Genomic DNA, 11,774 nt, shown 5'->3' with positions numbered 1-11,774 from the left:
CGCAGGCGGGATTCCGGGCGCAGGCGGAGCCCCGAGCCCCGGCGGGGTCCCGGGCGCAGGCGGGGCCCCGTGTCCCGGTGGGGTACCGAGCCAGGTTGGGCCCCGTGTCCCGGTGGGGTACCGAGCCCCATGTCGGTCCCGTATACAGGCGGGGTTCCGAGTCCCGTGTCGGGCCCCGTACGCAGGCTGGGGGCTTGTACCCCGGGCTAGGGCTAGATCCCGTACCCCATCCGCCGTGCACTGTCAAGCCGCTCCCGCGGGCTCCCATCGGTGGATCGAGCAGGCGCCAAAAGCATCCTGCCGGATACGAGGCGGATTCCGCTGGGAGAGTCGCCAATGACGAGCGATTTTCCTTGCGTGATCGGTCGTCATCTCAAAATCAGCGTGCGGATGCTGCTGAATTTTCGGGGAGAGTCAGCAAATGTTGTATTTTGTACAACAAAAACGGGGGGATCAACCGCATTCGCGGTTCAATGTTGTAGAAAGTGCAACAATTTGGGCGATGTTCCTCGATTTGAGGCCAATTTGACCTAAATTGTTGCACAAAATACAACTTTCTCCTACCTCTAGCACGAAAGATACGGAAAATGTTGCATTTTTTGCAGGATTCGTAGCCTCATGTGCCCGGGGAGGAATTTGTAACCGTTATCGGGGAGCGGACCGCCTCATATGCCCGGGTGTGCCAGGGGAAGGGCAGCGCTAACGCGGAATTGCATGTGCGCAACTGCTTATCCCGTCTCGAACATCACGCGGAGTTCGGGTCCGCCGGCCGAGTATCCGCGGTCGCACATTCTCGAAAGGACATCGATAGGCGTTTTTCTTAACGGCTCGCTTCTGGGTCGCTGCCAAGACGGAGTGCTTGCGTTACTTTCTCTGCAAAGGGAGGTCGTCGGCACTTGCCATCGGCGGACCGGCGGACCCGAGCTGCCGGGAATGGTTTGCTCGCTTTGCTAGCCTCGCGCCAGCAAGCCTCGTTTTGCTAGCCGTGGGCTCACGTTTTGCCGGGCACTGCCGAGCAGACCTTAAGCTAACGCAAGCCACAGAGCTTATTTTACTCGAAACCATCGATTTGAAATTGTAACGCAAGTGAGCAGCCTTATTTCGCATTTTGGGCCACCAAATTCAGCTTTTTTACAAAATAGCGCTCCCCAGTTGCGTTACATTTTAAAGAGGGTACCTTTCAGCAAAATAGCGTTTGTCACTTGCGTTAGAGATGAAATTGTGATTCAGGGACGCCAGAAGGCTCGCTTTTTGCTCCCGTTGATGTTGCTTAAGGCTATGGCCTCGAACGTTTATTTTTAGCGTTTAACGGACATACGCATGTCGGAGCCAGTGCGGCCTGCGGTGTCTGTTAATAACGAAACGAATCGTCCTCTATTCAAAACGGCTATCCGATAGGCTGTGCGGGATGATTAGCCGGGCGGCGGGGGAATTTGTATATATGGATAGCGAAGTATATTATGCAAAAAACCTCTCATCGGTGTGACGAGAGGTTTTGTTTTCGCGGAAGTGATGCGGCGTATGCAAGCAGTCTGTTTTTGTCGAGATCGTCGTCATGCTCGTCGTCGTCATGCTCGTCGTTGTCATCGAAGTCATCGAAGTCATCGGTGTCGAGCGAAAGAACCTGGCCAGCATAGGCGTGAACGTCGACTTCCGCTATTGCTCCGCTTGTTTTCAGCTTGACCTCGCAAAGGCGCACGCCGTCATTTGCTCTCCCTTTCGATCTCGACCACCGTGCCGCCTGCGTAGGCTGCCGCGATTCGTCCGGCTTCTTCGGCGGTGATCATCGATGCAGAACGGCCGCTCGTTGTGCCGCTGCCGTCGGCTCCGCGATGACCGGCCTCCGTCCGGCTCGCGGAAGACGATGCAGCGCTGCTGTTTCGGATACCGCCGCGGTCGTCGTCATCGTCCGGCACCGTTTTTAGCGTCTTGCCGCTGTATGCATCGATATGAACGTCATCATCGCGGTTGTTTTGCTCAATGTCGACCTCATAATATGTCACTCCGCGCTTCTTCTCCAACTCCACGCTTTCGACCGTATCTTATTGTAACATAAAGTCGGCAGCCTGGCTGATTTGCAGCTTGGCACCCGGTTCGTGGTATAATCGGGTCATTGGATAATGCCAAATGTTGGAGGAGGTACGGGGTTAATATGGTAAGTTATGCGGATTATTTTGCGCGGAATCGGGATGCGCACTTGAGCGAGCTGAAGGAGTGGTTGTCCATTCCGAGCGTGTCCGCCGAATCGGCGCATAAGGAAGATGTGCGCCGCGCCGCGGAGTGGCTGGCAGAGTCGCTGAAGCGGGCCGGCCTTGAGCATGTGGAAATTCATCCGACGGCCGGACATCCGATCGTCTATGCCGATTACTTGCACGCGCCCGGCAAGCCGACCGTGCTGATCTACGGCCATTACGACGTGCAGCCGGTCGATCCGCTCCACCTGTGGCAGTCGCCGCCGTTCGAGCCGGAAATCCGGGACAATAAGCTGTATGCCAGAGGCGCAACGGACGACAAGGGGCAGCTGTTTCTGCACGTCAAGGCGCTGGAGGCGATGCTGCGCGAGGAAGGGACGCTTCCGGTCAACGTCAAGTTTTGCGTCGAAGGGGAGGAGGAGATCGCCAGCGAGCATTTGCATCCGTTCCTGGAAGCGAACCGGGACAAGCTGGCGGCCGACGCCGTGCTGATTTCCGACACGGAGCTGCTGGCGCCAGGCCGGCCGGCCATCTGCACCGGCCTGCGCGGCTTATGCTCGCTGGAGCTTACGGTTCGGACGGCGAGCACCGATCTCCATTCGGGCACTTACGGCGGGGGAGTGCCGAACGCGCTGCACGCGCTTGTCTCGCTGCTCGATTCGCTGCACGACAGCGAAGGGCGGGTAGCGGTGGAAGGTTTCTACGACGGCGTGCCCGAGCTGACGGAGGAGATGCGGGCGGAGTTTGCGAAGAAAGGAATCGATGAGGAGAAGCTGCGGCAGTCGCTTGAGCTAGATGCTCTCTTCGGCGAAGCGGGCTATACATTCGCGGAGCGGGTGGGAGCAAGACCGACCCTGGAAATTAACGGCATGTACGGCGGTTTTCAGGGCGAAGGCACGAAGACGGTCATCCCTTGCGAGGCGCACGCGAAGATCACATGCCGGCTCGTCGGCACCCAGGACCCGCAGGACATTCTCGACAAGATCGAGCGGCATCTTTGCTCGCATGCCCCGGCCGGGGCGAAAGTGACCGTCGCCCAGCGGGAAAAAGGGCGGCCGTACACCATCGACACGGCTCATCCGCTGCTGCGGCAGGCGGCGGACGCCTACGAGGCCGTGTATGGGGCCCGGCCGGTATTTACGCGCGACGGCGGTTCGATTCCGATCGTGGAGGCGTTCTCCCGCTTGCTGTCCGCGCCGGTTGTGCTGATGGGCTTCGGCCTGCCGACTGAAAATTTGCATGCGCCAAACGAGCATTTTCATTTGGAGAATTTCGATAAAGGGCTAATGACCATCGTCGATTTTTTGCGGCGGTTTTAACGCCGGTGCGCCGGGGCGAAATCCGTCTCGGAGGACGGACGTTATGTTCCGGCCCGAAGATCGGCGGAGACGAAAACGCTCCTCCTTTGCCGCTGGGGGATGGATCGGCTTAAAGGACAGCGGCGTCGGCAGACTTTTATCGAGAGAGACGCCTAGACGATCGCTTCCTGTCGTCGTCGGACGTCACCTGCGGTGTTGAAAAGTTGGGTCGGCGTATACCGCCAAATTTTCAAAATAGACGCCTATGACGAGCGATTCCTGTCGTCATCGGTCGTCACCTTCGGTGTTGAAAAATTCGCCGGAGGGATTCGTCGAATTTTCAAGATAGACAGGGGATGAACATGTCGTCTTTTCCTGGAGGTGTCCCGAAGCCGATCAGGCGGTCGCCTCTGCGGCTGATGCTGGGGATCGCCTATTACCGCACCCGCCGGAGGCTGGAGTGGCTGCGCAACCGAAGAGCCTATGCCGTGCAGCGGCGGCCGGACGAGGTGCTGCCGTATGCCGTATTCCGGCACCGCACGCCGCTGCTTAGGCAGCTGAGCGGCGTCGATATGCGGCTGCAGCATAACAAAATCGTCAACCTGCGGCTGGCCGCCGCGCGCATCGACGGGCTGATGCTTCACCCGGGCGAGACGTTCTCCTATTGGCGGACGATTGGCAAACCGACGCGGCGAAAAGGCTATGTGGAGGGCATGATTCTCCACCTGGGCAAGGTGACGGAAGGCGTCGGAGGCGGCCTTTGCCAACTGTCGAATCTCATCTACTGGATGACGCTGCACACTCCGCTGACCGTAACGGAGCGCTACCGCCACGGCTATGACGTCTTTCCCGACGCGGGCCGGACGCAGCCGTTCGGCACCGGCGCCACCTGCTTTTACAATTATCTCGATCTGCAAATCAAAAACGACACCCAGTCCGTCTTCCAACTCCGCGTCCGCCTCACCGATACCGACCTGTGCGGAGAGTGGCGATCGGATGCCGAGCCTGCTTGCCGCTACGAGATCGTCGAGAAAAAGCATTGGATGACGCGCGAGCTGTGGGGCGGTTTCGTGCGCCACAATATCGTGTACCGGAACAGGTACGATGCGGAGGGACGCTGGCTGGACGAGCAGTTCGTGGCGGAAAATCACGCGATCATGATGTACGATCCGAGTCTTCCGCCCGGACAAAATGCCGAATGATCGAAATGATAGGAAAAAAATCACATTTTCATCTGGGAAAAAAGACTCTTTTTTATATACGAACAAAAAAGAAATAGGTATAATGGAATAAGAGTCAGTCCTATCGGGTGACGGCATTTTGTCGAAGGGAGATCGGTCATTAGATGAAGGCGGAGTATATCAATCCCTTTTTGGAGGCGGCGAGGACCGTAATCGAGCAGGTCGCCAACGTGCGTCCGGCTACCGGGCAACTTGGCATCAAGGACGTCAAGTTTATCGAGAAGTACATATGGATTCAGATCGGCATGACGGGGCAGATGGAAGGAGACATCGTCTTCGGACTGCATGAGGAAGTAGCTCTGAAGATGGTGTCGGCGATGATGGGCGGCTTTCTGATTACAGAGCTGGACGAAATGAGCCGCAGCGCGATTTCCGAGCTCGGCAACATGATCAGTGGCAACGCCAGCACGATGCTGTTCAATCAGGGTGTGCGCGTCGACATTACGCCGCCGAAGCTGCTTCATTCCGCGGCCGTGGCAGGCTTTCAAGCCAAGAAAGCGCTCACTATTCCGCTGATCATGGAAGGCATCGGCGAGCTGGACATTCAGGTGCTGATTGCCTGATTCGGGGGATGCATGTATGCTTATAGCAGTAGGCCGTCGCGGGACGAGACCGGTTGGCGGCCTGGCTGCTTTTTTTGTGCATTCGGGCACAAGGCAGCCGAAGCGGGAGGGCCGCAAACGATCCATGCAAGGGAGGCCGCTGGCTTGTCATTTCAAGGGAAAATTGCCGTGATTACGGGGGCTTCGAGCGGTATCGGCGCGCTGATGGCGCAAATGCTGGCGGAGCGGGGGGCGGTGCCTGTGCTGACGGCGCGCTCTGAGCGCAAGCTGGGCGAGGTGGCCGCGGCGATTCGCGGGCCTCATGCCGTGTATCCGCTCGACGTCGCTTCGAACGAGCAGGTGTCGGAGACGATGCGGAAGGTGATCGGGCAGTACGGCCGAATCGATATTCTCATCAACAATGCCGGCTACGGCGTGTTCGAACGGTTCGTCGACACCTCCATCGAGACGATCGCCGATATGATGGACATCAACTATATGGGCATGGTGCGCTGTACCAAAGCGGTTCTGCCGCACATGCTGGAGCAGGGCTCGGGGCATATCGTCAATATCGCTTCGATGGCCGGCAAGATCGGCTCTGCCAAATCGACCGGCTATTCGGCAACGAAGCATGCGGTGCTCGGCTTTACCAACTGCCTGCGTCAGGAATTGGCCGGAACGGGCGTCTATTTGTCGGCCGTCAATCCCGGACCGATCGACACGCCGTTCTTCGAACGGGCGGACCCGTCGGGCCGCTATGTCAATAATGTGCGATGGTTCATGCTGAAGCCGGAAAAAGTCGCGGCCAAGGCGCTGGAGGCGATCGAGCGGCGCATTCCGGAGATCAATCTGCCGTTCATGGCTGCCGCCGGAGTCAAGCTGTATCAGCTTGCGCCGCGCCTGTTCGACCGGATCGCGATGAAGGTGCTGAATCAGAAATGAGCGGGCCCCGGCTTTAGCTGTCGCTTTGGGACGGCTCGCGCTGCTCCCGCAGCTTCCGGTTCAAGTCGCGCACCTCTTCGAACAGCTTGCGCACCTCTGCCTTCGCCTCCGGGTGCGCTGCGCCCCAGTGGGAAGACAGCGCAGGCATCGTTTTGTGGATATGGTTATAGATCGCCCAGTACTTGATTTTCTCGCTCATTTCCGGGGAGGCGTCTCCCGTCAGCAGCTCGGCGTATTTTTCGACCAGCGCTGCGAAGCTTTCCTTGAATGCGGCGTTCATAGCCAGGCCCCCTTTCAGGTCATAATAGTTCCAGTGTACCCTTGTTGGCGCGCCGCTGTCAAAAGCATCCAAGCTGCGCCGGCAAGAGGCGCCTTAAGGAGGCGAGAAGTTCGTTGATAGTGGAACAAGAAGGCGGCAGCGGCGCACCATCGCCGCCTGCAGCAGCGGACGGCACCTTGCTGCAGCGGGAGGCGCTTCGTTCTCCGGTCAAAGGCATCGGCCTGCACGTGCTCACTTATATGAGCCAAGGACTGCGGGTGAAAGGGTATTTGGCCGTGCCGGAGGCGGCTGTGCCCGCTCCGGCCGTCATCTATTGCCGCGGAGGCATCCGCAAGGTCGGCATGGTGCGCAAACGGCGTATTTTGTCGCTCGCGAAGCGGGGGTATGTCGTGTTCGCCCCGTTTTACCGCGGCAACGAGGGCGGCGAAGGGCGGGAGGATTTCGGCGGCGAGGACCGGCTGGACGTCTGCCATGCCATCGCGCTCGTGCAGCAGCTGCCTGAGACGCGTCCCGGCAAAGTGCCGCTCATCGGCTTCTCCCGCGGCGCGATCATGGCGATGCTTGCCGCCAAGGAATGCGCCGGGGCCGGGCCTGTCGTCGTGTGGGGCGGCGTCAGCGATCTGTTCGATACTTATGAAGAGAGGATCGATCTTCGGCGCATGCTGAAGCGCGTCGTCGGACACCCTCGCAAGCAGGCGGAGGAATACGTCCGCAGATCGCCGGTATATTGGATTCGCGATGTGAACGTGCCGGTGCTGATCGTGCACGGCACGGCCGACGAGCAGGTAAGCGCGAATCACGCGCACAAGCTGGCCCGGGCGCTCGAGCAGGCGGGCAAAGATTATACGATGGAGCTGTACGACGGGCTTGGGCACCGATTTCCGAAGGAGGCCGATGAGCAGGCGCTGGATGCGGTATTCGCCTGGATCGGCCGCAAGCTTGGCGAGCTGCAGCCGGAAGGCGACGCGCCGCCGTCGGCCGGCAAGCTGTTGCGGCGCTTGCAGGAAGAACGCTCCTATTGATATGATGGCTTCATATGAAGGAGGTTCTTGCATTGATGAATAAGGTTGGCAGCGATTTTGCCGCATTGCATATCGAGCCCGGCTATGTCGCGAGGCTGAAGGAGCTCGGCATGGAGACGCCGACGCCCGTTCAGGCTGAGGCGATTCCCGTCATCCTGGAAGGCAAGGATACAGTCGTTCAATCCCAGACCGGGTCGGGCAAGACGCTGGCCTACGCGCTCCCTCTGCTGCAGGCGGCCGATCCGGCACAGAAGCATGTGCAGGCGATGGTGTTGGCGCCGACCCGCGAGCTCGGCATGCAGATCGTCCGCACGTTCCAATCGCTCACGGACGGAACCGGCATTCGCGTGCAGCAGCTGATCGGCGGCGCATCCATCCAGAGACAGATCGAGGCGCTGAAGAAGAAGCCGCACATCGTCGTCGGAACGCCCGGACGCATTCTCGAGCTGCTCAAGCTGCGCAAGCTGAGCCTGCACGGGGTACGGCAGCTCGTCGTCGACGAGGTCGATCAGGTGCTCGAGCTCGGAGGGCTGAAGGAGACCGAAACGATTCTGAGAGGGCTGCGCCGGGACAAGCAGGTGCTGTTCTTTTCGGCGACAATCCCTCCCCGGATCATGGAGGCGGTCGAGCGATGGATGCAGGACCCGGCCTTCGTCCGGATCAATCCCGCCGAGCGGACCAGTCCTACGATCGAGCATTATTATGTGGTCAGCGAGGAGCGGGACAAGCTGGATACGCTGCGGCGTCTGGTGCGGACTTACAACCCGAAGGCGGCCATCGTATTTATCGGCGATACGGAGGACATCGGAGAGACGGTGGCCAAGCTGCGGTTTATCGGCTTGTCGGTGGAAGGGCTGTACGGCGACGCGTTCAAGCTGGACCGGGTGCAGGCGATGCAGCGTTTCCGCGACGGGAAGGTGCAGCTGCTGCTGGCGACCGACGTGGCGGCGCGCGGGCTCGATCTGCCGAACGTCACGCATGTCATTCATTTGGACCCGGCGACAGATGCCGACGCTTATGTGCACCGCACGGGCCGTACCGGAAGGATGGGGCGGCGCGGGACAGCTTTCTCGATCGTGACGCCCAAGGAAGAGTTCATCATGGACAAGTTCTCCAAAGCGCTGGGCATCCGGATCGAGCGGCGGACGCTGTACTACGGCAAAGTGCTGTCTCCGGAGGAGGAAGAGCAGCTGCGCCGCGGCCGGGGGAAGAAGCCGGTCAAGGCGTCGGCGTCGGCTTCGGCGGTGCGTCCGCCTGGCGCCGGCCTGGAGCGGCCGGCCGCGGGCGGAGCGCTGGCCGGCACGCGCGCGCCCCAGGCCGGCGCTTTAGCCGGGCCGAGCACCGCCGCCCGGCCGGGAAGCGCCGGACCGGCCGCAGGCAGGCGCAGCGCCGCCGGCGGCAGCCCGGCGACGCGGCAGCAAGGCTCAGCGGCCGGCAGCCGGGTCGCGCGGAAGCAAAGCGCCGCCGGCAGCGGCCCGGCTTCGCGCAAGCAGCGGAAGCCGCTGACGCCGGAGGAGCGCAAAAACAAAGGCGCTCCGCGCTGGCTGAAGGCCAAGCGGGAGCAAACGTGAGCCCGGCCGGCGGCTGGAGAGCTCCCGGCAGTTCGCCGCGTTAGATCCGCCGCCCGGATTGCCGCAGGCGAGACGGACGACGGTTGCGCTGCCCGAAGCGGCCAGCCCTCGGTCGTCGTCCATTGAGCGGCAGCCGCCGTCAATTCGCTCGTCCGACCGGCTGCTTGGAGCGGCGGCCCGGCGGCGGTTTGCCAGTCCGCGGCGATGGGTCAAACGTTAGCGCCGGGCCCTGAGACGATAGCTATGACAGCTCATCCCGAGGCGGGGGAGGAGATCGGATGAAGCGGATCGTGATTGGGATGCTGGTTGCGCTGCTAGCGGCTGCTGCGCTGGCCGCCGCAGCGCTGTGGTATGTACGGCCGAAGCAGGAGCTCGACTGGTCTTACGAACCGATATCGCTGCGCAGTCACGTTGCCGGCATGCTGGCCGCCCGCCAGCTGGAGATTACGCTGAGCGAAGCCGAAATCGATAGCCTGCTGAAGCAGGCGCTGGCGGGGCATATGCCGGCCTCCGAAGTGTGGCAGGTGACGGGCGTCCGCTTCAGCCTGCAGGGGCAGCAGCTGATTGCCGCCGCGAATTTGACGTACCGCGGCCGCTTGCCTGTCGGGGCGAGGCTGCATTTTGCGCTGTCCTGGCAGGCGCCGCTGCTGAGAGCCGAGCATACGCGCACGGAAATCGGGCGATTCGCCGTTCCCGCGGCCTGGTTGCGCCTTAAGCCGCTGGAGGTCGATCTGGAAGCGCCGCTGCCGCGGATGCTGTCGATCCGCTCGGTGGAATTTCCCGGCAATGCGGTCAGGCTGAGCTTCACGCTGCTTTAGAGGCCGCTCGATTGTGCTTGATATAGAAGCTATAGACAAGCTTTCAGGCCGCGTCGTTGACGCGGCCTGTTCTCGTCTTAGCGCGCGGCTCCCGCACGATCGACATGGCGCAGATGCGAGCGATTTTCCGGCAATCACCCCGTCCCTATGCGCCGCGAGCGCAGGTGATGGGCTAGTTGCCGGCGTCTTCTTGTTCCTCCGCAAGCAATGCTTTGTCCAAAAGAAAAGGAGTGCTCTCCGCAGAAAGAACTCCCGTTAATCCGATCCAAATAGCCGAATATAAGCTATTTTCGCTTATGAACGTACTGGGCATAGACGATTTCGCCGGTATCGAGCTTGGCGATCTCTTCTTCCGTCCAGTTGGCAATCTTGTTGTTGCCGGTCACGCCGGTCAGCTTGATGCTGTATTGGGACTGCAAATATTGATGCAGAGCGGGCATATCCGCTTCCTTGATTTCGCGCAGCTTCTTTTTGCCCTCGATCTGCCCCAGGATGATTCCGATCGATTCCGCAGCCAGCGAGGTGTTGGGCTGGATGCGCGCGCTTCCGTAGGCGATGGCCGAGGCGCCGACATTTTTGCCGGCCATGATGACGTTGTCGTAATTTTTCAGCAGGAAGCTGCGCAGCGGCATGCCGTACTTGTCCGGGCGCCCCATCTCGATGCCCCACTTATTGGCGCTTGTCCCTTGCAGATCGAGCGGATAGCCGGCGATGCTGACGTTGTCCCAGAACATTCGCGCTCCGAGCATGTCGGACGGCTTCAGCACATAGTCCGTTTCGTAATGGTTGTATTCGCGAATATACAAATAGTTCGGATAGCCGTTCAGCTCCGCGTTTTCCCAGCCGGCGAAGTTTTTGCGGAAGACGTCGAGCACGGCCGGCATTTCCCGCTTGCCCAGCTCCAGCGCTTCGGCGATCGATTGATCGTCCGCCGGGTCGACGGTATAGATCAGGAAGGCGTTGATCAGCACCTCGCCGTCCCGCTGGTTCACCGCATTGAGCCCGCGCAGGAATACCCTGTCGTTCCCGGGCTTGTACTTGTTCGTTACGCTCGTCAGCCCGAGGGCGAAGCTGTTGTCGACGCCTTTGTGGTTTTCCTGGAACTTTTTCCAATTGACGTTCCTGAACTTCATCATGTAGCCTGCGCTCATGTACTCGATATTTTGCTGTCCGTAAAAGGCTTCCAGCCCCGGCATCCGCGTCGCCTTCAGGTGACGCACGAGAGCCGCGTGGTCGGTGTTCTCCACCCAATACTGCGCCTTGATGCGCTTCTTGACGCCGTCCTTGTCGGTATACAAAACCGAGCGCACCTCATGGGCCGCGAACAGCCCTTGCACCTGCTCGACGCTCTCCAGCTTGACGCCCTGCTCGACGGGAATACCTTGAATCAGCTTGTCGAAATATTGCTCGAATTCGCTCAGCTTACGGATTTTGCCGGCGCGGAAGCCGTCGAACAGCTCCTTGGCCCGGCCCTGCACGAGCGAGCGGCGCTGATCGTCGCGCGTTTCGTCCAGGAACAGCATCTCGCCCTGCAGCACCTGCCCGCCGAACGCCTCGCGCGTGTCCAGCACCTTCACCTTCAGCCCTTCGTCCGCCGCGGCGCGGGCCAAATACAGCCCTTCCAGTTCGCTGCCGAACACGACGATATCCACCTTCTCGACCGGAATGTCGGGCTCTGCAGGCTCCTCTTCCGCGTTCCCGGACTGCTTCGCGCCGCCGGTTGCCGGCGCCTCTGTCGAAGCGGGGGCCGCCTGCTGCTTCATTGCGCTGCTGAACCAGTCAAAGCCCGCATAGACGGCCGCCAACGCGACCAATGCGAGCACGGCCAGTCCGACGAGCGGCCGTTGTTTGCGCTTGCGTCTCATTGT

At 60.6% G+C, this 11,774-nt stretch carries 11 protein-coding genes; 7 read left to right on the top strand and 4 right to left on the bottom strand.

Features of this window, described 5'->3' with window-relative positions; all coding sequences use genetic code 11:
- Positions 1-1,474: 1,474 nt before the first annotated feature.
- Positions 1,475-1,699: a hypothetical protein gene (locus tag F591_RS0102030; protein WP_019532914.1), complete on the bottom strand. Its 225-nt coding sequence runs from the start codon at positions 1,697-1,699 to the stop codon at positions 1,475-1,477.
- A 4-nt stretch (positions 1,700-1,703) separates the two neighbouring features.
- A complete protein-coding gene (locus F591_RS0102025) occupies positions 1,704-2,027 on the bottom strand; it encodes a PepSY domain-containing protein (RefSeq protein ID WP_083935253.1) in 324 nt (107 codons plus the stop codon).
- Positions 2,028-2,152: 125 nt separating this feature from the next.
- Here F591_RS0102025 and F591_RS0102020 point away from each other — a divergent pair, with 125 nt between their 5' ends.
- The 4 genes from F591_RS0102020 to F591_RS0102005 all read left to right on the top strand — a co-directional run bounded on the left by F591_RS0102020 (position 2,153) and on the right by F591_RS0102005 (position 6,215).
- Positions 2,153-3,511: a dipeptidase gene (locus F591_RS0102020; RefSeq protein ID WP_019532912.1), complete on the top strand. Its 1,359-nt coding sequence runs from the start codon at positions 2,153-2,155 to the stop codon at positions 3,509-3,511.
- A 341-nt stretch (positions 3,512-3,852) separates the two neighbouring features.
- Complete coding sequence (locus F591_RS0102015) at positions 3,853-4,692, top strand: VanW family protein (RefSeq protein ID WP_019532911.1); 840 nt, start codon at positions 3,853-3,855, stop codon at positions 4,690-4,692.
- A gap of 143 nt (positions 4,693-4,835) precedes the next feature.
- The gene (locus tag F591_RS0102010) at positions 4,836-5,294 is read left to right on the top strand and encodes a chemotaxis protein CheX (protein WP_019532910.1); all 459 of its coding nucleotides are present in this window, start codon (positions 4,836-4,838) and stop codon (positions 5,292-5,294) included.
- A 144-nt stretch (positions 5,295-5,438) separates the two neighbouring features.
- The gene (locus F591_RS0102005; protein WP_019532909.1) at positions 5,439-6,215 is read left to right on the top strand and encodes an SDR family NAD(P)-dependent oxidoreductase; all 777 of its coding nucleotides are present in this window, start codon (positions 5,439-5,441) and stop codon (positions 6,213-6,215) included.
- Positions 6,216-6,228: 13 nt separating this feature from the next.
- Here the strand turns inward: F591_RS0102005 and F591_RS0102000 are convergent, their stop codons facing one another.
- Positions 6,229-6,495: a DUF2573 family protein gene (locus tag F591_RS0102000; RefSeq protein WP_019532908.1), complete on the bottom strand. Its 267-nt coding sequence runs from the start codon at positions 6,493-6,495 to the stop codon at positions 6,229-6,231.
- 113 nt (positions 6,496-6,608) lie between these two features.
- Here F591_RS0102000 and F591_RS0101995 point away from each other — a divergent pair, with 113 nt between their 5' ends.
- The 3 genes from F591_RS0101995 to F591_RS0101985 all read left to right on the top strand — a co-directional run bounded on the left by F591_RS0101995 (position 6,609) and on the right by F591_RS0101985 (position 9,906).
- Complete coding sequence (locus F591_RS0101995) at positions 6,609-7,517, top strand: alpha/beta hydrolase family protein (RefSeq protein WP_019532907.1); 909 nt, start codon at positions 6,609-6,611, stop codon at positions 7,515-7,517.
- A gap of 35 nt (positions 7,518-7,552) precedes the next feature.
- Complete coding sequence (locus tag F591_RS0101990; protein WP_019532906.1) at positions 7,553-9,088, top strand: DEAD/DEAH box helicase; 1,536 nt, start codon at positions 7,553-7,555, stop codon at positions 9,086-9,088.
- A gap of 278 nt (positions 9,089-9,366) precedes the next feature.
- On the top strand, positions 9,367-9,906 hold the full coding sequence (locus F591_RS0101985; RefSeq protein ID WP_019532905.1) for a hypothetical protein: 540 nt from the start codon (positions 9,367-9,369) through the stop codon (positions 9,904-9,906).
- Between the two features lie 284 nt (positions 9,907-10,190).
- Here the strand turns inward: F591_RS0101985 and F591_RS0101980 are convergent, their stop codons facing one another.
- Positions 10,191-11,771 carry an FAD-dependent oxidoreductase gene (locus F591_RS0101980; RefSeq protein ID WP_019532904.1) on the bottom strand — a complete coding sequence of 527 codons (1,581 nt, stop codon included), beginning with the start codon at positions 11,769-11,771 and terminating at the stop codon, positions 10,191-10,193.
- Positions 11,772-11,774 lie beyond the last annotated feature (3 nt).

The sequence above is a fragment of the Paenibacillus ginsengihumi DSM 21568 genome, from assembly GCF_000380965.1.
Lineage (GTDB): Bacteria > Bacillota > Bacilli > Paenibacillales > NBRC-103111 > Paenibacillus_G > Paenibacillus_G ginsengihumi.
Note: the sequence above shows the minus strand (reverse complement) of the source record. Positions and strands in the feature narration are given on the sequence as shown.

Excerpts from the sequence above, each read along its gene's own strand:
- F591_RS0102020 (WP_019532912.1), top strand. The coding sequence starts at position 2,153 with ATGGTAAGTTATGCGGATTATTTTGCGCGGAATCGGGATGCGCACTTG.
- F591_RS0102015 (WP_019532911.1), top strand. The coding sequence starts at position 3,853 with ATGTCGTCTTTTCCTGGAGGTGTCCCGAAGCCGATCAGGCGGTCGCCT.
- F591_RS0102010 (WP_019532910.1), top strand. The coding sequence starts at position 4,836 with ATGAAGGCGGAGTATATCAATCCCTTTTTGGAGGCGGCGAGGACCGTA.
- F591_RS0102000 (WP_019532908.1), bottom strand. The coding sequence starts at position 6,495 with ATGAACGCCGCATTCAAGGAAAGCTTCGCAGCGCTGGTCGAAAAATAC.
- F591_RS0101990 (WP_019532906.1), top strand. The coding sequence starts at position 7,553 with ATGAATAAGGTTGGCAGCGATTTTGCCGCATTGCATATCGAGCCCGGC.
- F591_RS0101985 (WP_019532905.1), top strand. The coding sequence starts at position 9,367 with ATGAAGCGGATCGTGATTGGGATGCTGGTTGCGCTGCTAGCGGCTGCT.
- F591_RS0101980 (WP_019532904.1), bottom strand. The coding sequence starts at position 11,771 with ATGAGACGCAAGCGCAAACAACGGCCGCTCGTCGGACTGGCCGTGCTC.